26 protein-coding genes are annotated in these 25,514 nt (G+C 73.2%); 17 read left to right on the top strand and 9 right to left on the bottom strand.

Features of this window, described 5'->3' with window-relative positions:
* Positions 1-168 precede the first annotated feature (168 nt).
* Positions 169-1,617, bottom strand: a complete 1,449-nt coding sequence (locus IE239_RS20720) for an NAD(P)H-quinone dehydrogenase (RefSeq protein ID WP_190150837.1) — start codon at positions 1,615-1,617, stop codon at positions 169-171.
* A 97-nt stretch (positions 1,618-1,714) separates the two neighbouring features.
* On the opposite strand from IE239_RS20720, the gene IE239_RS20715 reads away from it, so the two are divergent.
* The 5 genes from IE239_RS20715 (at position 1,715) to IE239_RS20695 (ending at position 6,497) form a co-directional block, all read left to right on the top strand.
* The gene (locus tag IE239_RS20715) at positions 1,715-2,152 is read left to right on the top strand and encodes a gamma-glutamylcyclotransferase family protein (protein WP_190150836.1); all 438 of its coding nucleotides are present in this window, start codon (positions 1,715-1,717) and stop codon (positions 2,150-2,152) included.
* 49 nt (positions 2,153-2,201) lie between these two features.
* Positions 2,202-2,480 (top strand): hypothetical protein, encoded by a 279-nt coding sequence (locus tag IE239_RS20710; protein ID WP_190150835.1) that lies wholly within the window; start codon positions 2,202-2,204, stop codon positions 2,478-2,480.
* A gap of 106 nt (positions 2,481-2,586) precedes the next feature.
* Positions 2,587-3,411 (top strand): purine-nucleoside phosphorylase, encoded by an 825-nt coding sequence (locus IE239_RS20705; RefSeq protein WP_190150834.1) that lies wholly within the window; start codon positions 2,587-2,589, stop codon positions 3,409-3,411.
* 389 nt (positions 3,412-3,800) lie between these two features.
* Complete coding sequence (locus IE239_RS20700) at positions 3,801-5,432, top strand: phospho-sugar mutase (protein ID WP_190150833.1); 1,632 nt, start codon at positions 3,801-3,803, stop codon at positions 5,430-5,432.
* Between the two features lie 195 nt (positions 5,433-5,627).
* Positions 5,628-6,497: a DUF899 domain-containing protein gene (locus IE239_RS20695; RefSeq protein ID WP_190150832.1), complete on the top strand. Its 870-nt coding sequence runs from the start codon at positions 5,628-5,630 to the stop codon at positions 6,495-6,497.
* 352 nt (positions 6,498-6,849) lie between these two features.
* Here IE239_RS20695 and IE239_RS20690 read toward each other — a convergent pair whose 3' ends face one another.
* Entirely contained in the window at positions 6,850-7,557 is a 708-nt protein-coding gene (locus IE239_RS20690) for a PH domain-containing protein (protein ID WP_190150831.1), read from the bottom strand.
* A 123-nt stretch (positions 7,558-7,680) separates the two neighbouring features.
* Here IE239_RS20690 and deoC point away from each other — a divergent pair, with 123 nt between their 5' ends.
* The 3 genes from deoC to IE239_RS20675 are packed head-to-tail and all read left to right on the top strand — an operon-like array spanning position 7,681 to position 10,990.
* Positions 7,681-8,640, top strand: a complete 960-nt coding sequence (gene deoC / locus IE239_RS20685) for a deoxyribose-phosphate aldolase (RefSeq protein WP_190150936.1) — start codon at positions 7,681-7,683, stop codon at positions 8,638-8,640.
* A 12-nt stretch (positions 8,641-8,652) separates the two neighbouring features.
* The gene (locus IE239_RS20680; RefSeq protein WP_190150830.1) at positions 8,653-10,110 is read left to right on the top strand and encodes an aldehyde dehydrogenase family protein; all 1,458 of its coding nucleotides are present in this window, start codon (positions 8,653-8,655) and stop codon (positions 10,108-10,110) included.
* Positions 10,103-10,990 (top strand): aldehyde dehydrogenase family protein, encoded by an 888-nt coding sequence (locus tag IE239_RS20675; RefSeq protein WP_190150829.1) that lies wholly within the window; start codon positions 10,103-10,105, stop codon positions 10,988-10,990. Before IE239_RS20680 ends, IE239_RS20675 begins: the two co-directional genes overlap by 8 nt.
* A gap of 274 nt (positions 10,991-11,264) precedes the next feature.
* On the opposite strand, the gene IE239_RS20670 is transcribed toward IE239_RS20675, so the two are convergent.
* Positions 11,265-11,669, bottom strand: a complete 405-nt coding sequence (locus IE239_RS20670; protein ID WP_190150828.1) for a hypothetical protein — start codon at positions 11,667-11,669, stop codon at positions 11,265-11,267.
* Between the two features lie 60 nt (positions 11,670-11,729).
* Here IE239_RS20670 and IE239_RS20665 point away from each other — a divergent pair, with 60 nt between their 5' ends.
* Complete coding sequence (locus IE239_RS20665; RefSeq protein WP_190150827.1) at positions 11,730-12,440, top strand: uridine kinase; 711 nt, start codon at positions 11,730-11,732, stop codon at positions 12,438-12,440.
* 270 nt (positions 12,441-12,710) lie between these two features.
* On the opposite strand, the gene IE239_RS20660 is transcribed toward IE239_RS20665, so the two are convergent.
* On the bottom strand, positions 12,711-13,454 hold the full coding sequence (locus IE239_RS20660; RefSeq protein WP_190150826.1) for a SigE family RNA polymerase sigma factor: 744 nt from the start codon (positions 13,452-13,454) through the stop codon (positions 12,711-12,713).
* 621 nt (positions 13,455-14,075) lie between these two features.
* Between IE239_RS20660 and afsQ1 the strand changes: the two genes are divergently transcribed.
* The 5 genes from afsQ1 to IE239_RS20635 all read left to right on the top strand — a co-directional run bounded on the left by afsQ1 (position 14,076) and on the right by IE239_RS20635 (position 18,048).
* Entirely contained in the window at positions 14,076-14,753 is a 678-nt protein-coding gene (afsQ1, locus tag IE239_RS20655) for a two-component system response regulator AfsQ1 (RefSeq protein WP_173985586.1), read from the top strand.
* Positions 14,750-16,354 carry a sensor histidine kinase gene (locus tag IE239_RS20650; protein WP_190150825.1) on the top strand — a complete coding sequence of 535 codons (1,605 nt, stop codon included), beginning with the start codon at positions 14,750-14,752 and terminating at the stop codon, positions 16,352-16,354. The genes afsQ1 and IE239_RS20650 overlap by 4 nt, the downstream gene beginning before the upstream one ends.
* A complete protein-coding gene (locus tag IE239_RS20645; protein ID WP_373308124.1) occupies positions 16,351-16,986 on the top strand; it encodes a hypothetical protein in 636 nt (211 codons plus the stop codon). The genes IE239_RS20650 and IE239_RS20645 overlap by 4 nt, the downstream gene beginning before the upstream one ends.
* A 177-nt stretch (positions 16,987-17,163) precedes the next feature.
* On the top strand, positions 17,164-17,715 hold the full coding sequence (locus IE239_RS20640; RefSeq protein WP_190150824.1) for a VanZ family protein: 552 nt from the start codon (positions 17,164-17,166) through the stop codon (positions 17,713-17,715).
* Between the two features lie 129 nt (positions 17,716-17,844).
* Positions 17,845-18,048: a PspC domain-containing protein gene (locus IE239_RS20635; protein ID WP_190150823.1), complete on the top strand. Its 204-nt coding sequence runs from the start codon at positions 17,845-17,847 to the stop codon at positions 18,046-18,048.
* Positions 18,049-18,132: 84 nt separating this feature from the next.
* Here IE239_RS20635 and IE239_RS20630 read toward each other — a convergent pair whose 3' ends face one another.
* On the bottom strand, positions 18,133-18,486 hold the full coding sequence (locus IE239_RS20630; protein WP_190150822.1) for an ATP-binding protein: 354 nt from the start codon (positions 18,484-18,486) through the stop codon (positions 18,133-18,135).
* 139 nt (positions 18,487-18,625) lie between these two features.
* Positions 18,626-19,789: an adenosine deaminase gene (locus IE239_RS20625; protein ID WP_190150821.1), complete on the bottom strand. Its 1,164-nt coding sequence runs from the start codon at positions 19,787-19,789 to the stop codon at positions 18,626-18,628.
* Positions 19,790-19,901: 112 nt separating this feature from the next.
* On the opposite strand from IE239_RS20625, the gene IE239_RS20620 reads away from it, so the two are divergent.
* Positions 19,902-20,663 carry an alpha/beta hydrolase gene (locus IE239_RS20620; RefSeq protein ID WP_190150820.1) on the top strand — a complete coding sequence of 254 codons (762 nt, stop codon included), beginning with the start codon at positions 19,902-19,904 and terminating at the stop codon, positions 20,661-20,663.
* A 127-nt stretch (positions 20,664-20,790) separates the two neighbouring features.
* Here the strand turns inward: IE239_RS20620 and IE239_RS20615 are convergent, their stop codons facing one another.
* Positions 20,791-21,753, bottom strand: coding sequence for a LysR family transcriptional regulator (locus IE239_RS20615; protein ID WP_190150819.1), 963 nt, complete (start codon positions 21,751-21,753; stop codon positions 20,791-20,793).
* Between the two features lie 63 nt (positions 21,754-21,816).
* Here IE239_RS20615 and IE239_RS20610 point away from each other — a divergent pair, with 63 nt between their 5' ends.
* Complete coding sequence (locus IE239_RS20610; RefSeq protein WP_190150818.1) at positions 21,817-23,151, top strand: MFS transporter; 1,335 nt, start codon at positions 21,817-21,819, stop codon at positions 23,149-23,151.
* A 361-nt stretch (positions 23,152-23,512) separates the two neighbouring features.
* On the top strand, positions 23,513-24,529 hold the full coding sequence (locus IE239_RS20605) for a sigma-70 family RNA polymerase sigma factor (protein WP_190150817.1): 1,017 nt from the start codon (positions 23,513-23,515) through the stop codon (positions 24,527-24,529).
* Here IE239_RS20605 and IE239_RS20600 read toward each other — a convergent pair.
* Both IE239_RS20600 and IE239_RS20595 read right to left on the bottom strand, forming a co-directional pair.
* On the bottom strand, positions 24,413-24,745 hold the full coding sequence (locus IE239_RS20600) for an STAS domain-containing protein (protein ID WP_229878207.1): 333 nt from the start codon (positions 24,743-24,745) through the stop codon (positions 24,413-24,415). The genes IE239_RS20605 and IE239_RS20600 overlap by 117 nt on opposite strands.
* A 63-nt stretch (positions 24,746-24,808) precedes the next feature.
* Positions 24,809-25,402, bottom strand: a complete 594-nt coding sequence (locus IE239_RS20595) for a Uma2 family endonuclease (protein ID WP_190150815.1) — start codon at positions 25,400-25,402, stop codon at positions 24,809-24,811.
* Between the last annotated feature and the right edge of the window lie 112 nt (positions 25,403-25,514).

The following is a 25,514-nucleotide window of genomic DNA, read 5'->3' as shown; positions in this document are numbered from 1 at the left end:
TCAGCTCTTTGCGCCGAATAGTAGAAGTTGTTCGCACAGAGGGACGGGCGGTGGTATAAGGCGCAACTCCGCTGCCCACGCCTCCCGCGCGGACCGGCGAGCGGATGCGCACGGGCCGTCAACTCCCCATGACCGGCGGAGAGTCCGGCGGCCGCCGGAAGGCGGCCGTCAGGCCTCGCCCGCCGCCTTCCGGGTGTGCAGCTGCCGCGCCACCTCCGCGATCGACCCGGAAAGCGACGGGTACACGGTGAAGGCGTTCGCGATCTGTTCGACCGTCAGATTGTTGTCGACCGCGATCGAGATGGGGTGGATCAGTTCCGAGGCGCGCGGCGCCACGACCACACCGCCGACGACGATCCCGGTGCCGGGCCGGCAGAAGATCTTGACGAAGCCGTCGCGGATGCCCTGCATCTTGGCGCGCGGGTTGCGCAGCAGCGGCAGCTTGACGACCCGGGCGTCGATCTTCCCGCCGTCCACGTCGGCCTGGCTGTAGCCGACGGTGGCGATCTCCGGGTCGGTGAAGACGTTCGAGGAGACGGTCTTGAGGTTGAGCGGGGCCACCGCGTCGCCGAGGAAGTGGTACATGGCGATGCGGCCCTGCATGGCGGCGACGGAGGCCAGGGCGAAGATCCCGGTCACGTCCCCGGCGGCGTACACGCCCGGGGCGGTGGTCCGGCTGACCTTGTCCGTCCAGATGTGCCCGGACTCGCGGACCCTGACGCCCGCCTCCTCCAGCCCGAGCCCCTCGCTGTTGGGGATGGCGCCGACGGCCATCAGGCAGTGCGAGCCGGTGATGACCCGGCCGTCGGACAGGGTGACCTCGACCCGGTCGCCGACCCGTTTGGCGGACTCGGCGCGCGAGCGGGCCATGACGTTCATGCCGCGCCGGCGGAAGACGTCCTCCAGGACGGCGGCGGCGTCCGGGTCCTCGCCGGGCAGCACGCGGTCGCGGGACGAGACGAGGGTGACCTTGGAGCCGAGGGCCTGGTAGGCGCCGGCGAACTCCGCGCCGGTGACGCCCGAGCCGACCACGATGAGCTCCTCGGGCAGCTCGGCGAGGTCGTAGACCTGGGTCCAGTTCAGGATGCGCTCGCCGTCGGGCTGCGCGTCCGGCAGCTCGCGCGGGTGGGCGCCGGTGGCGAGCAGGACGGCGTCGGCGGTGAGGGTCTCCTCGCTGCCGTCGGCGGCGCTGACGACGACCTTGCGCGAGCCGTCGAGGGCCTGCATGCCCTCCAGCCGGCCGCGGCCGCGCAGCACGCGGGCGCCGGCCCGGGTGACGGAGGCGGTGATGTCGTGCGACTGGGCGAGCGCGAGCCGCTTCACACGCCGGTTGACCTTGCCGAGGTCGACCCCGACGACGCGGGCCGCCTGTTCGAGCGGCGGGGTGTCGTCGGCGACGATGATGCCCAGCTCCTCGTACGAGGAGTCGAAGGTGGTCATCACCTCGGCCGTGGCGATCAGGGTCTTCGACGGCACGCAGTCGGTGAGCACCGACGCCCCGCCCAGACCGTCGCAGTCGACGACGGTCACCTCCGCGCCGAGCTGCGCGGCCACCAGGGCCGCCTCATAGCCGCCGGGTCCGCCACCGATGATCACGATCCGAGTCACATGTTCCATTCTCCCGCACCGGCCGCGGTGATACCGCCCCGGGGGGCCGCGGACGCCGGGACTGTGACCAGAGTGACGCCCGCGCCGACTGCCGTACTCTCCTTGCATGTCGCTCTACGCCGCGTACGCCGGCAACCTCGACGCGCGGCTGATGACCCGCCGCGCTCCCCACTCGCCGCTGCGCGCCACCGGCTGGCTCAACGGCTGGCGGCTGACGTTCGGCGGGGAGCAGCTGGGCTGGGAGGGGGCGCTGGCCACGGTCGTTGAGGACCCCGGCGCGCAGGTCTTCGTCGCGCTGTACGACGTCGCTCCCATGGACGAGGAGTCCCTGGACCGCTGGGAGGGCGTCGGCCTCGGCATCTACCGGCGGGCCCGGGTGCGGGTGCACACGCTGGAGGGCGAGGAGTCCGCCTGGATGTTCGTCCTCAACGGCTACGAGGGCGGGCTGCCGTCGGCCCGGTACCTGGGCGAGGTCGCGGACGCGGCCGAATCGGCCGGGGCGCCGCACGATTACGTGATGGAGCTGCGCAAGAGGCCCTGCTGAGAGTCGTGGCTCCTACGCTCGAGGAATCGACGCGGCAACGGGAGACGGCATGACACCCACGACGTGCGACGTCTTCTACACGGTGCAGGCCGCCGAGGCGCGCGACCGGCTCGACGACCGGCAGCGCACGGCGTTCGACAAGGGCATCGCCCTGCTGGCCCGGGACCCGTTCCTGTCCGTGTCCCGGCCTATAAGCTCCACCGGTGACGACCGGACGATCCGCCTCACGCAGAACGTCCTCGTGGAGTACACGATCAGCCGCGGACGTCTGTTGATCTTCATCGTCGAGGCCTTCGACGACAAGGACGTGCTGATCACGGACGACTGACCGCCGCCCGGCGGTCCGTGCTCGTCGGAAACGACAAGACAACGATCGCCATCCCGTCGGCTTCGGCATCTACGCGCGTAGGCCGGAAGAGGCTACCCTCAGTCGCGTGAACGCATCTCTCCTCCCGGACGACATCCAAGGCGACCCGCACGCCGCCGCCGACGCCGCCGCCGCGCGCCTGCGCGAACTGACCGGCGCCGAGACCCACGACGTCGCCCTCGTGATGGGCTCCGGCTGGGCTCCGGCCGTGGACGCCCTCGGCGCCCCCGACGCAGAGTTCCCGGTCACCGAGCTGCCCGGCTTCCCGCCGCCCGCGGTCGAGGGCCACGGCGGCAAGATCCGCTCGTACCGGACGGACGCGAAGCGGGCGCTGGTCTTCCTGGGCCGCACCCACTACTACGAGGGCCGCGGCGTCGCCGCCGTCGCCCACGGCGTCCGCACCGCGGTGGCGGCCGGCTGCAAGACGATCGTGCTGACCAACGGCTGCGGCGGCCTGCGCGTCGGGATGCGTCCCGGCCAGCCGGTGCTGATCAGCGACCACATCAACCTCACGGCGACCTCCCCGGTCGTCGGCGCGAACTTCGTCGACCTGACGGACCTCTACTCGCCGCGGCTGCGCGCCCTGTGCAAGGAGATCGACGCCACGCTGGAGGAGGGCGTCTACGCCCAGTTCCCCGGCCCGCACTACGAGACGCCGGCCGAGATCCGCATGGCCCGCACCATCGGGGCGGACCTGGTGGGCATGTCGACGGTGCTGGAGGCCATCGCCGCGCGTGAGGCGGGCGCCGAGGTGCTCGGCATCTCCCTCGTGACCAACCTCGCCGCCGGCATGACCGGCGAGCCGCTGAACCACGAGGAGGTCCTCCAGGCGGGCCGCGACAGCGCGACGCGCATGGGCGCGCTGCTGGCGCAGGTGCTCGGCCGCATCTGAGCGCGGCCGCCGGGGCCCTGAAGGGCGTCCGGCGATCCGCGTGGGATCCGCGCGACGGCCGGCGCGGCGCACCGCAGGGCGCAGGATCGCCCGTGTGCCGGGCGAACCCGGGGGATCCGACCGCTCGGCGGTGCGCCGCGCGAGGCGTCGCGCGCCCCGCGGAGACGCCCGGACGACCGGTCCAGGATTCCCGCCCCGGCCCGTCCGGCCTCTGAGCCCCGCCCCGTCCCGGAGTCCCGCCCCCGACCCGCCCCGACCCGGAGTCGTCGCCCCGGCTCCGAACAGGCCTCGTCCTCACACTCCCCCCAGGGGGACCCAAGCCCGTCCGGATGACGCCGGCCCGAGCCGGCGGACAGCCGGCCTCCCCACGCAACCGGAGGTTGACCCCCGTGCACGACGATCTCCTCACCCGCGCCCGGTCCTGGCTCGCCGACGACCCCGACCCGCAGACCCGCGCCGAGCTGGCCGGGCTCATCGAGGCCGGCGACGTCGCCGGGCTCGCCGAACGCTTCGCCGGCACCCTCCAGTTCGGCACCGCCGGGCTGCGCGGCGAGCTGGGGGCCGGCCCCATGCGGATGAACCGCTCGGTCGTCATCCGCGCCGCCGCCGGTCTCGCCGCCTACCTCAAGGGCAAGGGCCAGGAGGGCGGTCTCGTCGTCATCGGCTACGACGCCCGCCACAAGTCCGCCGACTTCGCCCGCGACACCGCCGCGGTCATGACGGGCGCCGGGCTGCGCGCGGCCGTCCTGCCCCGCCCGCTGCCCACCCCCGTCCTGGCGTTCGCCATAAGGCGCCTGGGCGCGGTCGCCGGGGTCGAGGTCACGGCCAGCCACAACCCGCCGCGCGACAACGGCTACAAGGTGTACCTGGGCGACGGGTCGCAGATCGTGCCGCCCGCCGACGCCGAGATCGCCGCGGAGATCGACGCCGTGCGCGGCCTGGCCGACGTGCCCCGGCCCGACGACGGCTGGCAGATCCTCGACGACTCCGTCCTCGACGCCTACCTGGCCCGCACCGACGCCGTCCTCGCCGCGGACTCCCCCCGCACGGCCCGCACCGTCTACACCGCGATGCACGGCGTCGGCAAGGACGTCCTGCTCGCCGCCTTCGCCCGGGCGGGCTTCCCGGCGCCGGTCCTCGTCGCCGAGCAGGCCGAGCCCGACCCGGACTTCCCGACCGTGGCCTTCCCCAACCCGGAAGAGCCCGGCGCGATGGACCTCGCCTTCGCCGCGGCCCGCGCCTGCGCCCCCGACCTGGTCATCGCCAACGACCCGGACGCCGACCGCTGCGCCGTGGCCGTCCCGTACGCGGGCGACTGGCGCATGCTGCGCGGCGACGAGGTCGGCTCGCTGCTCGCCGCGCACCTCGTCCGGCGGGGAGCTCGGGGCGTCCTCGCCGAGTCGATCGTCTCCTCCTCCCTGCTCGGCCGGATCGCCGAGAAGGCGGGCCTGCCCTACGAGGAGACCCTCACCGGCTTCAAGTGGATCGCCCGCGTCGACGGCCTGCGCTACGGCTACGAGGAGGCCCTCGGCTACTGCGTGGACCCCGAGGGCGTGCGCGACAAGGACGGCATCACCGCCGCCCTGCTGGTCACCGAACTCGCCTCGGAGCTCAAGGAACAGGGCCGCACCCTGCTGGACCTCCTCGACGACCTCGCCGTGGAGCACGGCCTGCACGCCACCGACCAGTTGTCCGTGCGGGTGGAGGACCTCACGGTCATCGCCCGCGCGATGGAGCGGCTGCGCGCACAGCCCCCGACCTCGCTGGCGGGCCTGGCCGTGACCCGGGCCGAGGACCTCACACGGGGCACGGACACGCTGCCGCCCACCGACGGCCTGCGCTACACGCTCGACGGCGCCCGGGTCGTCGTCCGCCCCAGCGGCACGGAGCCGAAGCTGAAGTGCTACCTGGAGGTCGTGATCCCGGTCCCGGCCCACGACGACCTGCCGGCCGCGCGCGGCCGGGCGGACGCCCTCCTCGCCTCGATCAAGCGGGACCTGTCGGCGGCGGCCGGCATCTGACGTCCCGCCCCGGCGGACCTCGCCACGGGAGCGCGTGCGGCGGCCTCACGGGTCCCGCCGAACGCGCTCCCGCTCTTCCCGCGATGAGTTCCGGCCGCTTCTCCGGTCTGTACCGATGACCGCCTCGGGACGTCGTACGACGTCCCAGGACGGCGCCCGGCATCAGTCACCGGACACCAGACCACGGAGGACGCCATGACCAGCACGCCGGACCGCCCGACCTCAACGCCGGACCGCCCGGCCTCGGCTCCGGACCGCCCGGCCTCGGCTCCGGACCGCCCGGCCACCGCGCCGGGCCGGCCGGAACCGGCGTCGTCGCCCGGCCTGCCGGCCGTCGTCGGCCAGGCCGCGTGGCAGGCCGCCCGCGACGAGCTCCTGGTGCGCGAGAAGGCCCACACCCGCGAGGGCGACGCCATCGCCGCGGCCCGCCGCCGGCTGCCGATGGCAGAGCTCGACGGGACGGTCGAGGTCGTCGGCCCCGACGGCCCGGTCCCGTTCCTGGACCTGTTCCAGGGCCGCGACGAGCTCGTGGTCTACCAGCACATGTGGTACGACGGCGCGCCGCACCAGGGGCAGTGCGAGGGCTGCACGATGGCGGCCTGGCACCTGAGGGACGCCGTCTACCTCAACGCCCGCGGCGTGTCGCTCGCCCTCCTGACCACCGGGCCGTGGGAGGAGGTGGCCGCGTACGTCGCGTTCATGGGCTACACGCAGCCCTGGTACTCGGTACGCGACACGGCCGGGCCGATCGGCGGCGGCATGGGCCACCTCAGCTGCTTCCTGCGCGACGGCGACCGCGTCTTCCTCACCTACTCCACGACGGGCCGGGGGAACGAGCGGTTCAGCGGGTCGTTCGCCCTGCTCGACATGACGCCCCACGGCCGCGGCGAAGCCTGGGAGGACAACCCCGAGGGCCGGCCCGAGGGGAACCACCCGTGCTGGTACTGGCGCTCGGACGCGGACGGGAAGGCCACCTGGGGCCCGACCAGCCGCCCCGTCCCCCAGTGGACCCGCCCCGGCGCCACCCCTGTGGACACCCTCGGCCGCCAGGGCCCCTGCCACTGACTCAGGCACGACACCGACACCGTCACCGAGACCGGCGGCGGCGTCGATACCGGCGGCGGCCCGCTGCTCCGGTGCCACGGCGGCGCGGCGGCTACGACGGGGCTACGGCAGTGCGGCGGCTGCGGCGCGGCCAAGGTGCGGCTGCGGGGCAACGGTGCGGCAACGGCGCCGACGCCGTGGCTGCCGCGTCACGCCCCGCCCACATCCGGGCCGGCGCGCCGACGGCTCCGGAGCGGACGGCCGTCCCGACCGCCACCGCAGTCCGCCACCACCGCAGTCTGCCGCCGCCGTCCGCCGGTGACGGACGCCGCAGCCGACCGCCCGGCCACCGCCCCCGCCCGGCAGCCCTGACTCAGCCCGCGGCCAGCAGGATCGCCAGCACGACGGCCCCCGCCGCGGCCGGGCCGAGGATCTCCCACGCCCAGCGGACGCTCACCTCGCCCTGCGCGCTCTCCTCCTTCTCGCGCACCTCCCACAGCTCGCGCAGATCGGCCATGGCACGGTCGGCGGCGGCGCGCGCGGAGCCGTCCGCGGAAGCGGCGCCCCCGCGCCCGAGGCCGCCCCCGAACGCGCCGAGTCCGGCGGCCCGGCCGCCGCGGCCGTCCTGCCCGGCCGCCGCGCGCGACTCCCGGCGGTTCGCCCGTTTGCGGGCCCGCAGCGAGACGGGGATGGACCACAGCTGGAACTTCGCCCCCGCCACGGTCAGGACCTCGTTGGAGTAACCGGACCGGAGCGTGGCGATCTGCCCCCAGGGCAGCACGATCACCCGGAAGGGGTTGCGCACCCGCAGCCGTTCCTGACCGGCGTACACGGCGGGCCGCAGGGTCAGGGCGACGATCAGCGGAACGAGAAGGATCATCGTGGCGAGCGCCAGCCACGGCGTGCGCCCCTCGCCCGCGACGATCGCGTCGATGCCGAGCCAGCCGACGAGCGCGAGCAGCAGCACACCGCCGGCGATGCCCGCGGACGACCGGTACACACGGTCCCTGATCTCCGGGCCCGAGGGCTCCGGAGGCCCCGAGGGCCGCGGCTCTGGTGACTGGTCTTCCGGGCTCGTCATGTCCCCGATTCTGCCCGACGCCCGCCGCCCGCTCCCACGCGGAGCCCCGGCGCCGGACGAGGGCCGGGACGACTCCCGGGGGTGTACACCCGCTACGCGCGTAGATATGCTCGTCTGGTGACCATGCCCACCAATGCACCCAGCGCGGCCCGCGCCCTCTTGGACGTCACCTCGTCCGACAGCACGCTGCGCCGCTTCCTCCACGGGCTGCCCGGCGTCGACGCGGTCGGCCTGGAGGCGCGCGCCGCCGCGCTCGGCACCCGTTCCATCAAGACGACCGCGAAGGCGTACGCCATCGACCTCGCCATCTCGATGGTCGACCTGACGACGCTGGAAGGCGCGGACACCCCGGGCAAGGTCCGGGCGCTCGGCGCCAAGGCGGTCCGCCCGGACCCGACCGACCGCACGGCCCCCGGCACGGCCGCGGTCTGCGTCTACCCCGACATGGTGGCCGTCGCCAAGGAGGCCGTCGCCGGTTCCGGCGTCAAGGTCGCCTCGGTGGCCACCGCGTTCCCGGCCGGCCGCGCCGCCCTCGACGTGAAACTGGCCGACGTGCGTGACGCGGTCGCCGCCGGCGCCGACGAGATCGACATGGTCATCGACCGCGGGGCCTTCCTCGCGGGCAGGTACCTGAAGGTGTACGACGAGATCGTCGCCGTGAAGGAGGCCTCCGGGGCGGCCCGCCTCAAGGTCATCTTCGAGACGGGCGAGCTGTCGACGTACGACAACATCCGGCGGGCGAGCTGGCTCGGCATGCTGGCCGGGGCGGACTTCATCAAGACGTCCACCGGCAAGGTCGCCGTGAACGCCACCCCCGCCAACACCCTGCTGATGCTGGAGGCCGTGCGCGACTTCCGCGACCGGACCGGCGTCCAGGTCGGCGTGAAGCCCGCCGGCGGCATCCGCACCAGCAAGGACGCGATCAAGTTCCTCGTGCTGGTCAACGAGACCGCGGGCGGGGACTGGCTGGACAACCACTGGTTCCGCTTCGGCGCCTCCTCGCTCCTGAACGACCTGCTGATGCAGCGTCAGAAGCTGGCCACCGGACGCTACTCCGGCCCCGACTACGTGACGGTGGACTGAGACCCCATGAACATGGAAACCACGACTTCCGCATTCACCTCCGCTTTCGAGTACGCACCGGCCCCCGAGTCCCGCTCGGTCGTCGACATCGCGCCCTCCTACGGCCTCTTCATCGACGGCGAGTTCACCGAGGCGGCCGACGGCCGGGTCTTCAAGACCGTCTCGCCGTCCACCGAGGAGGTCCTCTCCGAGATCGCCCGGGCGGGCGAGGCGGACGTCGACCGTGCCGTGCGGGCCGCCCGCAAGGCCTTCGAGAAGTGGTCCGCGCTGCCGGGCGCCGAGCGCGCGAAGTACCTCTTCCGCATCGCCCGCCTCATCCAGGAGCGCTCGCGCGAGCTGGCCGTCCTGGAGACACTGGACAACGGCAAGCCGATCAGGGAGACGCGCGACGCCGACCTCCCCCTGGTCGCCGCGCACTTCTTCTACTACGCGGGCTGGGCCGACAAGCTGGACCACGCCGGGTTCGGCTCCTCGCCGAAGCCGCTGGGCGTCGCCGGCCAGGTCATCCCCTGGAACTTCCCGCTGCTGATGCTGGCGTGGAAGATCGCCCCGGCGCTGGCCACGGGCAACACGGTGGTGCTCAAGCCCGCCGAGACGACCCCTCTGTCCGCGCTGTTCTTCGCGGACATCTGCCGTCAGGCGGGACTGCCGAAGGGCGTCGTCAACATCATCCCCGGCTACGGCGACGCGGGCGCGGCGCTCGTCGCCCACCCCGACGTGAACAAGGTGGCCTTCACCGGCTCCACCGCCGTCGGCAAGGAGATCGCGCGCACGGTCGCGGGCAGCCGCAAGAAGCTCACCCTCGAACTGGGCGGCAAGGGCGCGAACATCGTCTTCGACGACGCCCCGATCGACCAGGCCGTCGAGGGCATCGTCAGCGGCATCTTCTTCAACCAGGGGCAGGTCTGCTGCGCAGGCAGCCGTCTCCTCGTCCAGGAGTCGATCGAGGAGGAGCTGCTGGAGTCGCTCAAGCGCCGCCTGTCGACGCTGCGCCTCGGCGACCCGCTCGACAAGAACACCGACATCGGCGCGATCAACTCCGCCGAGCAGCTGGCGCGCATCACGACGCTCGTCGAGCAGGGCGAGGCGGAGGGCGTCGAGCGCTGGTCCCCGGCCTGCGAACTGCCCGCCTCCGGCTACTGGTTCGCGCCGACGCTGTTCACGAACGTCACCCAGGCGCACACCGTCGCCCGGGACGAGATCTTCGGCCCGGTGCTGTCGGTCCTCACCTTCCGCACCCCGGACGAGGCCGTCGCCAAGGCCAACAACACGCCGTACGGACTGTCGGCGGGCATCTGGACGGAGAAGGGCTCCCGGATCCTCGCCGTCGCGAACAGGCTCCGGGCCGGTGTCGTCTGGTCCAACACGTTCAACAAGTTCGACCCCACCTCGCCGTTCGGCGGCTACAAGGAGTCGGGGTTCGGCCGCGAGGGCGGCCGCCACGGCCTGGAGGCGTACCTCGATGTCTGACCGACTTTCCGTGCTGAAGACCTACAAGCTGTACGTCGGCGGGAAGTTCCCGCGTTCCGAGAGCGGCCGGGTGTACGAGGTGACGGACTCCGAGGGCAAATGGCTGGCCAACGCGCCGCAGGCGTCCCGCAAGGACGCCCGTGACGCGGTCGTCGCGGCGCGCAAGGCGTTCGGCGGCTGGGCCGGGGCGACGGCGTACAACAGGGGCCAGGTCCTCTACCGCGTCGCGGAGATGCTGGAGGGCCGCAGGGTCCAGTTCGTCCGCGAGGTCGCCGACGCCGAGGGCCTGTCGAAGTCGAAGGCCGCCGAGCAGGTCGAGGCGACGATCGACCGCTGGGTCTGGTACGCGGGCTGGACCGACAAGATCGCCCAGGTGGTGGGCGGCGGCAACCCGGTCGCCGGGCCGTACTTCAACCTCTCCTCCCCCGAGCCCACGGGCGTGGTCGCGGTCCTCGCGCCGCAGGAGTCGTCCTTCCTGGGCCTGGTGTCGGTGCTCGCCCCGGTGATCGCCACAGGCAACACGGCCGTCGTGATCGCGAGCGAGAAGGCCCCCCTCCCGGCCCTCTCCCTCGCCGAGGTGCTGGCCACCTCGGACGTCCCCGGCGGCGTCGTCAACGTCCTCTCGGGCCGCACGGCGGAGATCGCGGCGCCGCTGGCCGCGCACAGGGACGTCAACGCGATCGACCTCGCGGGCGCCGACGAGGCGCTGGCGAAGGAGCTGGAGATCGCGGCGGCCGACAACCTCAAGCGCGTCCTTCGTCCACAGCCTGTGGACGACTGGTCGGCGACCCCGGGAACCGACCGCATGACGGCCTTCCTGGAGACGAAGACGGTCTGGCACCCGACGGGTTCGCTGGGCGCGTCGGGCTCCGCCTACTGATCGAGCGGCTCGGTGCAGGTCCACGCGAGTGGCCCGCGGCTTTCGCCGGGGCCACTCGCTCTCCACCGCCTGTCGGTCGAAGGCCGTCCTGGCGCCCCCTCCGTGTTCGGCGGGCATCGCCGACGAGGCTGTCCCGGCAGTCGGCAAGCGTTCCGCCCCTCTCTGCGGAACAAATCAGCCTTGTCGCCACCCCCACCGCGGCCGAACCCCTGAACGACGAAGGGGGTCGCTCGCGTCGCGACCCCCTTCAGCGATCTCCGCACCTCGGCCGGGGTCAGCCGCCGAGCAGCTTCGTGACGTCGCCCACCACCGGGATCGACCCGATCGACTGCGCCTGCGCCACCGGGCCGGTCAGCATCCGGGACGTCAGCGGCCGGAAGTCGGCGAGCTGGGTGCCGACGCCGTTGTCGAGAGGGTCCACGCCGGTGCCCGCCAGCGGGTTGGGCTTGAGGCCGGCCAGCGTGCCGGTCGCGTAGGACAGGGAGCCCAGCGCGCCCTGCAGACCGGCCTGCGGGTCGATCCGGCCGGCCGAGGAGGGACTCGTGCGCGCCACGCCGGCGGCGGGCTCGCCGGCCGCCGCCGCGCTTCCGGCGCCCGCGCCCAGCGCCACTCCGGCGGTCGCGAGGGCGGCGAGGGCGCGCCGGCCGGTGGGGGACTGGGGGGAAGCATGTCGGGCCATCGGTTGCCGCCTTCTTCTGCTGCGCAAGGTGATCGTGTCGCCACGAAGGGTAGTTGAGGTGTGACGCGCGCATCAAAGCCGACCCGCGGGGTCGTTGACGGCCCGGGGGATGCCTCACACTGGTGTCCCGTGACCTCCCCTCCGCCCATACCCACGCGAGTCGTGCTGCTCTGCGGCCCTTCCGGCTCCGGCAAGTCCCTGCTCGCCGCCCGCTGCGGCCTCCCGGTGCTCCGGCTCGACGACTTCTACAAGGAGGGGGAGGACCCCACCCTGCCGCTGGTCGCGGGGAGTTCCGACATCGACTGGGACCACCCCGGCTCATGGGACGCGGAGGCGGCCGTCGCCGCGATCGTGGAACTGTGCGGCACGGGCCGTACGCACGTTCCCGTGTACGACATCTCGCTCAGCGCCCGCACGGGCGAGGAGGAGTTCGGGATCGGGCGGACGCCGCTGTTCGTCGCGGAGGGCATCTTCGCCGCCGAGATCGTGAACCGCTGCCGGGAGCTGGGCGTCCTGGCCGACGCGCTGTGTCTGAGCCGCGGCCCGGTGAGGACCTTCCGCCGCCGCTTCCTGCGCGATCTGAAGGAGGGCCGCAAGTCGGTGCCCTTCCTGCTGCGCCGCGGCTGGCGTCTGATGCGGACGGAACGCTCCATCGTGGCCCGCCAGACCGCACTCGGCGCGTACGCCTGCGACCGTGACGAGGCGATGGACCGGCTGGCCGCCGCGGCGTCGGGCGACGACCGGGCCCTGACGGCGCGCACGGCCGTCTGAAGCCCTTTTGGTCCGGCACGGGAAGAAGGGGCGCACACGAAGAAGCGGGACTGGACGGACCCCCCGGCCCTCCGGTCCCGCTCCCCCGCGTTCCCCCGTGCTTCCCCTTGCTCCCCCGTCCACCCCCCGGGTGGTGCTTCCCCGTGCTCGCGCGGTACCGCTCCCCCGAAGTCCCCCGACGTCCCCCGTCGGGTCCCCCGGTACCGCTCCCCCGTGCTTCCCCCGTTCACCGGCTCCGCCGAGCGCAGCCGGCCCTTCCCCCGTTCACCCTCAGGCGACAAGCTCCCCGAAGGCGTCTTCCTCGTCACGGCCGAAGCTGAGGACCTCGTCCTCGCGCAGCCGGCGCAGCGAGCGCCAGATGCTGGACTTCACCGTGCCGACACTGATGCCGAGGATCTCCGCGATCTCCGGGTCGGTGCGGCCCTCGTAGTAGCGCAGGACCAGCATCGTCCGCTGGAGTTCGGGCAGCCGGGCCAGCGCCTGCCACAGGACCGCGCGCAGCTCCGTGCCGCGCATCGCGTCCGTGTCGCCGGCCGTCTCCGGCAGCTCCTCGGTCGGGTACTCGTTCAGCTTGCGGCGGCGCCACGCGCTGATGTGCAGGTTGGTCATCGTCCGGCGGAGGTATCCGCCGACCGCGGCCTTGTCGCTGATGCGCTCCCATGCCCGGTAGGTAGAGAACAGGGCGCTCTGCAGCAGGTCCTCGGCCTCGAAACGGTCGCCGGTGAGGTGGTAGGCGGTGGCGTACAGGGAGGCGCGGCGCTCCTGGACGTAGGCGGTGAACTCCGCCTCCGTCAGCGAGCGACGCTCCCCCGTGTCCTCCCCGTACGCGGCTCCCCCGTGAGCCGCCTGTTCCCCCGCGTCGACCACCGTCATGAAGGCGGTGTGCTGACGCCCGGCGCCACGACCGCACCCCCGAGCGGTCACCGCGCCGGACTTCTCGGAACCCCGGTTCACGTCGTGCAGACGCGTGACGACCGCGACTGCGCTGGTGCTCATACCGTGCAGCGTGTTCATCTCGCGCCCCCCGTCGTGGACTTACGGTGTTCGTTCTCCTGCGTCGGCCGGGCTTCGCCGTGCTGTCCGGCGTCGCCCTGCCTGGTGACCAAAAGACTGCCGGGGCCACTTCATCGCCGTGTCCGCCGACTGTCACAGACCTGTCACAGGGGCCTGTCACCGCAGACGCAGGGATCGTCCACAGCCCTGCGCGGCACGGCGGTCGGCGTGGTCCTCGCAGGTGGTCGGCGGCCCTCCTCACCGGTCTCGCGCGCCCGCCCCCGCACGCGCGGCCGAGCCGGAACCGGACGTGTTCGACGAGGACGGCCGCGTGCTGTGCGGGTTCCGGCGGGCCCGGCCAGGCCGTCCGACGCCGGAAGGCGAGGGACGGCCGGTGTGGTCGGATCCGGCCGGGCAGCGGGGTCCGCGGGCCCGCGAGATGCTCGCCGGGCTCCGGGGAAGCGCAGGTCAGCGAGGTCGGGAGCGGCTGGGCGCGGGGTCGCGTGGCGGGCCGGCGCGGGACGCGGCCGCCCCGCCGCGCGCCGCGCGCGCCGCCGAAACCACCCCGCTCCGGTGTCCGCGCCCGGACCGGCCCTGCCCCGCAGGTCGAACGACAGGCCCCTCATGGGCCAGAATGAGCCTGTGCCTTCCCTGTTGCTGATCGAGGACGACGACGCCATCCGTACGGCCCTGGAGCTCTCACTGACGCGCCAGGGACACCGGGTGGCGACCGCTGCGAGCGGTGAGGACGGTCTGAAGCTGCTGCGCGAGCAACGGCCGGATCTGATCGTTCTGGACGTGATGCTGCCCGGCATCGACGGTTTCGAGGTGTGCCGTCGCATCCGGCGCACCGACCAGTTGCCGATCATCCTGCTCACCGCGCGCAGCGACGACATCGACGTGGTCGTCGGGCTGGAGTCCGGCGCCGACGACTACGTCGTCAAGCCCGTGCAGGGCCGGGTGCTGGACGCCCGGATCCGGGCCGTGCTGCGACGCGGGGAGCGCGAGTCGAACGACTCGGCGACGTTCGGCAGTCTCGTCATCGACCGTGCGGCGATGACGGTCACGAAGAACGGCGAGGACCTCCAGCTCACCCCGACCGAGCTGCGGCTGCTGCTCGAACTGAGCCGGCGGCCCGGCCAGGCGCTGTCCCGGCAGCAGTTGCTTCGGCTGGTGTGGGAGCACGACTACCTGGGCGACTCGCGGTTGGTGGACGCCTGTGTCCAGCGGCTGCGGGCCAAGGTGGAGGACGTGCCGTCGTCCCCCGTCCTCATCCGCACGGTGCGCGGCGTCGGCTACCGCCTGGACGCCCCTCAGTGACCCAGGGGCAAGGGGGGCTGCGCCGCTGGTCCGCGGCGCGCTGGGGAAGAGTGTCACGTCTGCGTCTGACCAGCCTGCGGCTGCGGCTCGTCGTGGTGTTCGGCGCGGTGGCGCTGACCGCCGCCGTGTCCGCGTCCGGCATCGCGTACTGGCTCAACCGCGAGGCCGTGCTGACCCGCACCCAGGGCTCGGTGCTGCGGGACTTCGAGCAGGAGATGCAGAACCGGGCCGGTTCGCTGCCGGAGCATCCCTCGCAGGACGAACTGCAGCACACCGCCGGGCAGATGGCCAACAGCAGCCAGCGCTTCAGCGTGCTGCTGGTGGCCGCGGACGGCAGCGGCCAGACCGTGTACGGCAACTCGGGCGGGCTGAACGGGTTCTCGCTGGAGGACGTGCCCGAGTCGCTGCGCACGGCGGTCAACAGGCAGCAGGACGTCGGCGGCGGCAACAGATCCCCGTACCACCTGTACTGGCAGCGGGTCGTGGACCACGGGACGCCGTATCTGGTGGCCGGGACGAAGGTGATCGGGGGCGGCCCGACCGGGTACATGCGCAAGTCGCTGGAGCCGGAGGCCAAGGACCTCAACTCGCTGGCCTGGTCGCTGGGGATCGCCACCGGACTGGCCCTGGTCGGGGCCGCGCTGCTCGCGCAGGCCGCCGCCACGACCGTCCTGAAGCCGGTGCACCGGCTGGGCGTCGCGGCGCGCCGGCTCGGCGAGGGCCGGCTGGACACCCGGCTGCGGGTCTCCGGGACGGACGAACTGGCAGATCTGTCGCGCACGTTCAACCGCACGGCGGAGGCGCTGGAGAAGCGGGTCGACGACATGGCCGCCCGTGACGAGGCCTCGCGCCGGTTCGTCGCCGACATGTCGCACGAGCTGCGGACGCCGCTGACCGCCATCACCACCGTCGCGGAGGTGCTGGAGGAGGAGCTGGACGCCGAGTCGGGAAGCATCGACCCGATGATCGAGCCCGCCGTGCGGCTGGTGGTCAGCGAGACACGGCGGCTGAACAACCTCGTCGAGAACCTGATGGAGGTCACCCGCTTCGACGCGGGAACGGCCCGGCTGGTCCTGGACGACGTCGACGTCGCCGACCAGATCACCGCCTGCATCGACGCGCGCGCCTGGCTGGACGCCGTCGACCTGGACGCCGAGCGCGGCATTCACGCCCTGCTCGATCCGCGCCGTCTGGACGTCATCCTCGCCAACCTCATCGGCAACGCGCTCAAGCACGGCGGATCGCCGGTGCGGGTGTCGGTGTCGACGGCGGACGACTCGGTGGTGATCTCGGTGCGCGACCACGGGCCCGGCATCCCCGAGGACGTGCTGCCCCACGTCTTCGACCGGTTCTACAAGGCGAGCGCCTCCCGGCCGCGCTCCGAGGGCAGCGGACTCGGTCTGTCCATCGCCCTGGAGAACGCCCACATCCACGGCGGCGAGATCACCGCCGTCAACTCCCCGGAGGGCGGCGCGGTGTTCACGCTGCGGCTGCCCCGGGGCGTCTCGGAGCGGACGGAACACGAGGGCGACGACGGCGGGGGCCGCGAGGCGGGCGAGCAGGGCGTGCGGGCCGTGCCGGACAAGGGGGACGCGACGTGACCACGAGCCGGACGACCGTACGACGGCGGTTCGCCGCGCCCGCGCTGACCGGCCTGGCGGCCACGCTGCTCGCCGGCTGCGGCATCCGGGCCACCGAGGTGCCGACCGACTTCGGGCCCGCGCCCTCCCGGGTGCGCTGCTCGCTCGCGGAGCCGGACGTCACGACGCAGTCCGCGCGCGCGGGTGTGCCGGTGCAGGTGTTCCTGCTGTGCGGTTCGTCGCTGGTGGCCGTGGACCGCTCGGTGCGCGTGCCGGACGGCGCGGCGGACTCCGCGCGGCGCGCGCTGGTCGCGCAGGGCCTGCTGGACGAGCTGGCCGAGTCGCCGTCGACGGCCGAGAAGGAGGCCGGGTACACGACGGACGTGCGCGGCGGGATGTCGGTGCACGGGCCGGGCCCCCGGGACCCGGACGACACGCTGCGGCTGAGCACCCCGCCCGGGAACCTGACCTCGTACGCCCTCGCCCAGCTGGTCTGCACGTTCTCCGACTCGGCGGCCGCGGAGGGAGACGGCTCGGTGGTCCTGGGCGGCCCCGGCTCCACTCCGGTGCGTCGCTACGCCTGCACCGACGAGGTCCGCTCCCGCCCGGGCAGCACCGAGCCCCCGTCGACGCCGGTCGCCACCGACGGCTGAGCCGCCCCGGTGGGCGGCCGGTGCGGGGCGGCGGATGTGGCGGACGCCTCATGCGCGGGTCCGCGGCCGCCGTCGTCGCAGGTCACCGTCTGCCGGGGAGCGGCGGGGCGGGGACTGCGCGCCGGTGGTGGGAGGCGGTCCGGAACCGATCGTGCCGGGGGGCGCGTCTTGGGGGGCGTGCAGCGTCAAGGCTCCATCGGCGGCAGCGCCGCGATCCGCATCCGCGCGACCGGGATTGTCCTCCTGGCCGTGCACCTCGTGTTCGTGGCCTGGGTCACGCTGCGCCCGCTGGACGTCCCCTGGGTGCTGCCGGCCAATCTGCATCCGTTCGACGGGATCCGCGCCGACCTGCGGCTGGGCTGGCCCGAGGCGGCCCGGCGGATCGGCGCGGGGCTGGGGCTGCTGGCCCCGCTGGGCGTCCTGCTGCCGCTGGTGCACGGCAGGGTCCGGGTCTCGCCGCTCGCCTCCCTGGTCCGCACGGTCACGGCGGGCGCGATGCTGTCGCTGGGGATCGAACTGCTGCAGACCGGGGTGCCCGGTCAGGTCGTGGACGTGGACTCGATGCTGCTGAACACCGTGGGCGTGGCCCTCGCGCATGTCGCGGCGGTGCCGGCGGCGCGCGCGTGGCTGCGCCGCAGGGACGAGCACGGGACGCCCGCCCCGGTCCGCCAGGAGGACGCGGCTCAGGGTCGGACCCCGAGGATTCCCAGGGTCGGTATCGCCCCGTAGAGCGACGCTTCGCACCCTTCGTCACCGTAGCGTTGACGTCAGATGGAGCAGCCGCAGAGGCCGCCTCCGTCCCCCACTCTCGACTCACTCGAGCGGGTGGGGCCCTCATCGCTCACGAAGGAGCCGCAGATGTCCAGCCTCGCCCGCCCCACCAACGGCCGCATGATCGGCGGAGTGTGCGCCGCGCTGGCCCGGCGCTTCGGCACCTCCGCCACCACGATGCGCGTGATCTTCCTGCTCTCCTGCCTGCTGCCCGGCCCGCAGTTCCTGCTCTACATAGCGCTGTGGGTGCTGCTCCCGTCGGAGGACAAGGCGGCCCGCACGGCCTGGTGACGGCCGTTCGGTCTCCACGCCGTCGGGGCGCACCCGGGACGACCGGATGCGCCCCGACGGCGCGTTGCGTGGAGAGGCAGCCGCTCAGCCCAGCGGGATGCCGTTGACCGGCAGGCCGTGCGTGGGCAGGCCCTGCAGCGGCAGTCCGCCGAGCAGACCGGCGACGGGCGCGGTGGGACCCGCGGTGAGCAGTTTCTCGGCGGCCGGGCGGGCGGCGGTCAGGCCCGCGGCGAGCGCCGGCTGCGCCTGCGTCAGCGCCTGTCCGGCGCCGGGCAGCGCCTGGGCCACGTTCTCCGCCGGCAGCGTCCTGGTGACGCCGTCCAGGGCCTGGGCGGCGTCCGGGACCGCGGGGGCCGCGTTCGCGGCTCCCGCACCGACGGCGGCGAAGGCGGCGCCGAGAGCGGCGACACCGAGGGTCTTGGCAGCAGACTGCTTCATGATGAATGCGTCCTCGAATGGGATACGGGGAACTGAGCGGTTCTCGACCGTAAACACGCGGAGGGGTCGGCGGCAAACATCGAAATGCGGACGGATGGTGAACGCCCGCCCGTGTCGCGCGCCTGGAAAAAACCGGTTATCAGTCCTCCGCCGTCATGGAACCGCTGGTGGAGGCGGTCTGCTGGAAAAGCCATTCGGACTTGAGTTCGGCGTATCCGGGCTTGATCACGTCATTGATCATGGCCAGTCGTTCATCGAAAGGAATGAATGCTGACTTCATAGCATTGACGGAGAACCACTGCATGTCGTCGAGCGTGTAGCCGAACGCGTCGACCAGGTGCTCGAATTCCCGGCTCATGCTGGTGCCGGACATCAGACGGTTGTCGGTGTTGACCGTGGCCCGGAAGTGCAGGCGGCGCAGCAGCCCGATGGGGTGCTCGGCGTAGGACGCGGCGGCGCCGGTCTGGAGGTTGGAGCTGGGGCACAGTTCCAGCGGGATGCGCTTGTCGCGGACGTAGGAGGCGAGTCGGCCGAGCTTCACGCTCCCGTCGGCAGCGACCTCGATGTCGTCGATGATGCGCACCCCGTGCCCGAGCCGGTCGGCGCCGCACCACTGCAGGGCCTGCCAGATGGACGGCAGCCCGAACGCCTCGCCGGCGTGGATGGTGAAGTGGTTGTTCTCGCGCTTGAGGTACTCGAAGGCGTCGAGATGACGGGTGGGCGGGAAGCCCGCCTCCGCGCCGGCGATGTCGAAGCCCACGACGCCCTGGTCCCGGTGGCGGTTGGCGAGTTCGGCGATCTCCAGGGAGCGGGCCGCGTGCCGCATGGCGGTGAGCAGCGCACCGACCCGGATGCGGTGGCCGTTGAGCCGGGCCGTCCGTTCGCCTTCGCGGAAGCCCTCGTTGACGGCCTCGACGACCTCTTCGAGGCTCAGCCCTTCGTCGAGGTGCTGCTCGGGCGCGTACCGCACCTCGGCGTAGACGACGCCGTCCTCGGCGAGGTCCTCGGCGCACTCCCGGGCGACGCGCACGAGCGCCTCGCGGGTCTGCATCACGCCGACGGTGTGCGAGAACGTCTCCAAGTACCGTTCCAGGGAACCGGAGTCGGCGGCCTCCCGGAACCAGACGCCGAGCTTGTCGGCTTCGGTCTCGGGCAGTCGGGAGTACCCGCCGTCCCGGGCGAGGTCGACGACCGTGCCGGGGCGCAGCCCGCCGTCGAGGTGGTCGTGCAGCAGAACCTTGGGTGCCCGCCGGATCTGGTCCGAGCTGGGGGCGGTGCCCGCCTGGATGCTCTGGCTCGTCATGGGCGCACTCTAACTCCTACGCGCGTAGACGGCGCTTGTACAACTACGCCGATATGTAACGGTGACCGCACGGACGGGTGGAGTACATCGGCGCTTCTGACACTGTTCTGTCATGGGACAGGAAGTGACGCCGGTTCGGACGGTCCGGCTGGGGCGGGCGCCGGGCCCGGAGCCGACGGCGGTGAGCGGAGCGGTGCTGCTGCTCCCGGGCGGCGAGGAGGTCTCCAGCCGCAGGCCGTCCGCCGTGTGGGCCGCCGCCTCTGTCCGGGGCCTCGGGCGCAGGCTCGCGCGGGCCGGACGCGAGGAGGGTCTGGCCGTCCACGCCGTGCACTACCGCTACCGCGGCTGGAACGGCAGCGAGGCACACCTGGCGGCCGACGCCGCCTGGGCCGTCGACGAGGTGGTCCGGCGCTACGGGGACGTCCCGGTGTGTCTGGCCGGCATCGACATGGGCGCGCGGGCGGCGCTGCGCGCGGGCGGCCACGAGGCCGTCGCCTCGGTGCTGGCGCTCGCTCCGTGGCTGCCGGAGGAGGACGTGGCCGCGCCGCCCGAACCGGTGAAGCAGCTGGCGGGGCGACGGGTGCTGATCGTGCACGGCACGAACGACGGGCGGTGCGACCCGGAGCTGTCGTTCCGGCTCGCGGCGCGGGCGAAGAAGGCCAACCGGGACGTCTGCCGGTTCGAAGTGCACTCCGACGGCCACCGGTTGCACCAGTACCGGAGCGAAGTCCTCGCCCTGGCCGAGGACTTCGTCATGGGCACGCTGTTCGGGCGGCCGCTGTCCCGGCCGGTGGTGGACGCGCTGGCGGCTCCGCCCCCGCTGGGACTGCGGATGCCGCTGGCGGTCGGGTTCGGCACGTCGCGGCGCCGGTGAGGCGGAGGGGCTGAGGGGCGACGCGCGCCGCCACGGGGGTGGCGCGGGTGCGGCGCGGCCGCTCGCGTCCGACCGCCCGGCGGAACAGGACGGCGATCCGGACCCGCGCCCCCGGGGCGGGCGCCGCTCAGTTCGGCAGCAGGCTGCCCCTCCTCGACAGCAGGAACTTCTTGAACGCCGCCACCGGCGGTGTGTCCGGGTGGCCGTCCAGCCAGGCGACGCCGATCTCGCGGACGGCGCGGGGGGCGGTCACGGTCAGTTCCACGACCCCCGGGCGGGCCACCGCGGGCGGCGGCAGCAGCGCCACCCCCAGACCGGCCGCCACCAGCCCCCGCAGCGTCTCGGCCTCCTCGCCCTCGAAGGCGACCCGGGGGCGGAAGCCGGCCTCCTTGCACAGGTCGTCGGTGATGCGGCGCAGACCGTAGCCGGGCTCCAGGGTCACGAAGCTCTCTTCCGCGGCCTCGGCCAGGCGGACCCTCCTGCGGGCGGCGAGGCGGTGGTCGGCCGGGACGACCAGGCGCAGCTTCTGCTCGTCGAGCCGGCGGGCGACCAGGTCGGGGGCGTCCGGGACCGGGGAGGTCAGGCAGAGGTCCAGCTCGCCCGCCCGCAGCCCCTCGATCATCGCCTCGCCGTAGTTCTGGACGAGGCTGAAGCGCACGCGCGGGTGGTCCGCGCGGAAGGCGTGGATCAGGCCCGGGACGGTCTCGGCGCCCATCGTGTGCAGGAAGCCGAACGCGACCTTGCCGGTGGCCGTGTCGGCGTCGGCCCGCACCTCGTCGGCGGCTCGCTCGACCTCGGCGAGGGCCCGCTCGACGGAGGCGAGGAAGGTGCGTCCCGCAGGGGTGAGGGAGACCGTCCGGCCGCGGCGGGCGAACAGGTCGACGCCGAGGTCCTGCTCCAGGCGGACCACGGCCCGCGAGAGCGTCGACTGGGGGACGTTCATCTCCTGGGCGGCGCGTGTGACGTGCTCGGTGCGGGCCACCCCGGCGAAGTACGCAAGCCGGGGGGCCAGCAGCGTCGACATGTCCGTCGTGTCTTCTGTGTCACCGGACGGTGACAGTCGAGCCTTTGACCTCTGCTGATGCGCCATGGGAACGATTATGACGATTCCGTGCATTGGACGGATGAGCGGGGGCGTACGTAGCTTCGAGGCATGTCTCCCGCCAGTACCGGGGCGTCCACGACCGTGGGCGCCGTCTCGTCCGCCCCCGCCGCCTCCCCCGCCGCAGCCTCCACCTCCACCGGCTCCCCCGCCGCCGGCTCCCGCGCGGATTCCCGCATGGCCCCCGGCGGCCCCGGCTACCGCCGGATGAGCTTCGCCCTCTTCCTCGCCGGGGTCGCGACGTTCGCCCTGCTGTACTCCACGCAGGCGCTGCTGCCGCTGATCTCCGGCGACTTCGGGGTGCCGGCGAGCCAGGCGAGCTGGACGGTGGCGGCGGCGACCGGCGGCCTGGCCCTGTTCGTGCTGCCGATGAGCGCCCTGTCGGAGCGCTACGGCCGCCGCACGGTGATGACCGCCTCGCTCGCGGTCGCGGTGGCCGTGGGCGTGCTGGTGCCCTTCGCCCCTTCCCTGGGCGCGCTGGTCGCGCTGCGGGCGGTCCAGGGCGCCGCACTGGCCGGGCTCCCGGCCTCGGCGACCGCCTATCTCGCGGAGGAGGTCCGGCCGAAGGCGCTCGTCACCGCCATCGGCCTGTTCGTGGCGGGCAACAGCGTCGGCGGGATGAGCGGCCGGGTCATCACCGGCTGGGTCGCCCAGGAGTGGGGCTGGCGGATCGCGGTCGGGGTGATCGGCGCGCTGGCGGTGGCCTGCGCGATCGCCTTCCGGCTGCTGCTCCCGGCGCCGAAGCACTTCAGGGCGGGCTCCCTGGCCCCCCGCGTCCTGGCCCGTACCGTCCGCGACCACCTGGCCGACCCGCTGCTGCGCCGGCTGTACGCGATCGGCGCGCTGTTCATGACCGTCTTCGGCGGCGTGTACACCGTCATCGGCTACCGGCTGACGGAGGCGCCGTTCTCCCTGCCGCAGGGCATCGTCGGCTCCGTCTTCCTGGTGTACCTGGTGGGCACGGTGTCGGCTTCGACGGCGGGCCGCCTGGTCGGCCGGCTCGGCCGCCGGGGCGCGCTGTACCTGGCGGGCGGCACCACCGCCGCGGGGCTGCTGCTGTCCCTGGCGGACTCGCTGGCGCCGGTCCTGCTGGGCCTGGTCCTGATCACGGCGGGCTTCTTCGCGGGGCACGCGGTGGCGTCCTCGGCGGTCAGCAGGACGGCGACCACCGGTCGCGCCCAGGCCTCCGCCCTCTACCAGTCCTCGTACTACGTCGGCTCCAGCGTCGGCTCCACGGTGGGGGCGACGGCCTTCCACGCGAGCGGCTGGTCCGGCACGGTCGGCGTGGGCGTCCTGGCGGTGCTCGGCGTCGTGGCGATCACCGCGCTCGGGACCCGTGCGGCGCGGGTCGCCGCACGGCGGAACACGCTGGTGGCCGCACGCTGAGCTCGTGCCTCACGGCCTCACAGCCCACTGGCCTCCCCCCGGCCTCACAGCCCACTGGCCTCCCCCCGGCTTCACGACCTCCTGGCCTCCAGACGTCCTGACGTCCTGGCCTCCGCGTCTCCTGGCCGTTCCCTCCCGGGCGGGGTGCCGGCGCCCCGCCCGGGAGACGCCGCCGAGGACGGAACGCCGGTCCGCCGGGCATCCGCTGATGTCGGTGCGGCAGCCGGCCCGAGCGGGCCCGCATATGGCCTCCCACCTGCACTTACGTCGGCTCGGCAGGCCGTTGTCAGTGGGCTGCGGTAGCTTCCGAAGTGCTGGGCGCGAAGACGCGCGACAGGACGGCCACAGGGGTGGGTGGACGATGGGCAACAGCACGGCGACGACGACTGACCTCGACGTCGCACTGGAGAAGTACCGGACCGAGCTGACCGGCTACTGCTACCGCATGCTCGGCTCCTCCTTCGAGGCGGAGGACGCCGTCCAGGACACCCTGGTGCGCGCGTGGCGCAGTTACGACAAGTTCGAGGGCCGCTCCAGTCTGCGCTCCTGGCTGTACCGGATCGCCACCAACGTCTGCCTGGACATGCTGACGGCCGGCAACAAGCGGGCCCGCCCGATGGACCTCTCCGACTCCACCCCGCTCGCCCGGGCCGCGCTCTCGCCCCGCCCCGACCACACCTGGCTGGAGCCGATGCCCGACGCCCGCGTGCTGCCCACGGTGGAGGACCCGGCCGATGCGGCCGTGGCCAAGGAGTCGGTGCGCCTGGCGTTCATGGCCGCGCTCCAGCAGCTCCCGCCCAAGCAGCGGGCGGTGCTGATCCTGCGGGAGGTGCTGGCGTGGCGGGCGAGCGAGGTCGCCGAGCTGCTCGACACCTCGGTCGCCTCGGTCAACAGCGCGCTCCAGCGGGCGCGGGCGACCCTGTCCGAGCAGAAGGCCGCCGGCGCGGACGCGGCGGTGTCGGACCCGCTGGACGAGGAACAGCAGAAGCTCCTCGAACGGTATGTGGCGGCCTTCGAGGGCTATGACATGGCGGCGCTGACGGCCCTGCTGCACGAGGACGCCGTCATGACGATGCCGCCGTTCGACCTGTGGCTGACCGGGCATGACGACATCACCGGCTTCATGACCACGTTGGGCTCCGCCTGCGAGGGCTCGCGGCTGCTGCCGGTCCAGGTCAACGGCCTGCCGGGCTTCGCGCAGTACAAGCCGGACCCGGAGAAGGGCGGTCACGCCCCCTGGGCGATCCAGGTCCTGGAGATCTCAGAGGGCCGCCTCACCGGGTTCCACTTCTACCTCGACACCCAGCGCTGGTTCCCCCTCTTCGGCCTCCCCCTCCACCTCGACGGGGAGCCCGACGAGGTGGAGCAGGGCGCGTAGCGCGGGATCGGGGGCCCGCAGCCGTATCCGCCCGCCGGCCCGCCGGGCGGCAAGCTGCAGCCGGGCCAGCAGATCGACGACGGCCAGCCCCGGCGGCCCGATCCCGGCGACGTCGCAGACGACGACCCCGTCGTCGACGCCGTCCAGCAGCGCGAACACGATGTCGTCCAGCCCGGCCGCCTGTCCTCGGGCGACCGGGCCGGTCAGGGTGAGCACGGGGGGTGTAGTGGGGTCCACGTGCCATAAGACCCCGCAGTGGGGCTCAACTCATCGGTATGGCTAGCCGGCCGGGAACTCGCCGGTGTCCAGCTCCAGCCCGAACGGCTCGGGCAGCTCGACGGTGTCACCGAACTTGCCTGCCCACAGGACACGGTAGACGTCCCCGTGGGGCTCCCCGTACAGGATGACCGTCGGTCCCCCCGGCGCCCAACCGTCGATGAGGAGGTACAACGGGACACCGGCTTGGGCATAGCCGGCGGCCTTCTTGATGCGGTCGTTGCTCGCGTTGGCCTTGGAGGTGATCTCGACGATCAGCTCGGCCGCGGATGCGGGAATGCAGTTGCCGGTCTCCGTCCGCAGGACCTCCTTCGGCGCCACCGCGATGTCCGGGATGTAGAGCCCCTCACGTGAGGGCACTGCAGCGCCCAGCGTCTGGTAGACGCCCCACTCCCGTGGGATCACCTGATACAGCTCTCGCTGCACTTGGTCTGCGATGTCGTTGTGGGCGTTGGACGGCGGTGGTGCCACGGTGACGATCCCCTCGATGATCTCCACCTTGCAGCCCTCGGGCGCGTCCGTCTCCTGCCAGATCCGGACGAGGCCGTCCCACTCGTGGCCTTCGGCCGCCGAGTGGTCGACCGTGAGTGCGCTCATGGCGGTCTCCTTGTCGGTGCGTCACCGAGTCCAGCATGCCGAACGGGACCGGTGGCGGTCCACCGATCCCGTTCACCCGAAAGGGGGCTGTGACGCCGTCGGCCTGCGACCG

The sequence above is a fragment of the Streptomyces humidus genome, assembly GCF_014649655.1.
GTDB lineage: Bacteria > Actinomycetota > Actinomycetes > Streptomycetales > Streptomycetaceae > Streptomyces > Streptomyces humidus.
This window is presented reverse-complemented; position numbering and strand designations above follow the sequence as displayed.

Excerpts from the sequence above, each read along its gene's own strand:
- IE239_RS20720 (WP_190150837.1), bottom strand. The coding sequence starts at position 1,617 with ATGGAACATGTGACTCGGATCGTGATCATCGGTGGCGGACCCGGCGGC.
- IE239_RS20715 (WP_190150836.1), top strand. The coding sequence starts at position 1,715 with ATGTCGCTCTACGCCGCGTACGCCGGCAACCTCGACGCGCGGCTGATG.
- IE239_RS20710 (WP_190150835.1), top strand. The coding sequence starts at position 2,202 with ATGACACCCACGACGTGCGACGTCTTCTACACGGTGCAGGCCGCCGAG.
- IE239_RS20695 (WP_190150832.1), top strand. The coding sequence starts at position 5,628 with ATGACCAGCACGCCGGACCGCCCGACCTCAACGCCGGACCGCCCGGCC.
- IE239_RS20690 (WP_190150831.1), bottom strand. The coding sequence starts at position 7,557 with ATGACGAGCCCGGAAGACCAGTCACCAGAGCCGCGGCCCTCGGGGCCT.
- deoC (WP_190150936.1), top strand. The coding sequence starts at position 7,681 with ATGCCCACCAATGCACCCAGCGCGGCCCGCGCCCTCTTGGACGTCACC.
- IE239_RS20680 (WP_190150830.1), top strand. The coding sequence starts at position 8,653 with ATGGAAACCACGACTTCCGCATTCACCTCCGCTTTCGAGTACGCACCG.
- IE239_RS20675 (WP_190150829.1), top strand. The coding sequence starts at position 10,103 with ATGTCTGACCGACTTTCCGTGCTGAAGACCTACAAGCTGTACGTCGGC.
- IE239_RS20670 (WP_190150828.1), bottom strand. The coding sequence starts at position 11,669 with ATGGCCCGACATGCTTCCCCCCAGTCCCCCACCGGCCGGCGCGCCCTC.
- IE239_RS20660 (WP_190150826.1), bottom strand. The coding sequence starts at position 13,454 with ATGAACACGCTGCACGGTATGAGCACCAGCGCAGTCGCGGTCGTCACG.
- IE239_RS20635 (WP_190150823.1), top strand. The coding sequence starts at position 17,845 with ATGTCCAGCCTCGCCCGCCCCACCAACGGCCGCATGATCGGCGGAGTG.
- IE239_RS20630 (WP_190150822.1), bottom strand. The coding sequence starts at position 18,486 with ATGAAGCAGTCTGCTGCCAAGACCCTCGGTGTCGCCGCTCTCGGCGCC.
- IE239_RS20625 (WP_190150821.1), bottom strand. The coding sequence starts at position 19,789 with ATGACGAGCCAGAGCATCCAGGCGGGCACCGCCCCCAGCTCGGACCAG.
- IE239_RS20620 (WP_190150820.1), top strand. The coding sequence starts at position 19,902 with ATGGGACAGGAAGTGACGCCGGTTCGGACGGTCCGGCTGGGGCGGGCG.
- IE239_RS20615 (WP_190150819.1), bottom strand. The coding sequence starts at position 21,753 with ATGGCGCATCAGCAGAGGTCAAAGGCTCGACTGTCACCGTCCGGTGAC.
- IE239_RS20610 (WP_190150818.1), top strand. The coding sequence starts at position 21,817 with ATGTCTCCCGCCAGTACCGGGGCGTCCACGACCGTGGGCGCCGTCTCG.
- IE239_RS20605 (WP_190150817.1), top strand. The coding sequence starts at position 23,513 with ATGGGCAACAGCACGGCGACGACGACTGACCTCGACGTCGCACTGGAG.
- IE239_RS20595 (WP_190150815.1), bottom strand. The coding sequence starts at position 25,402 with ATGAGCGCACTCACGGTCGACCACTCGGCGGCCGAAGGCCACGAGTGG.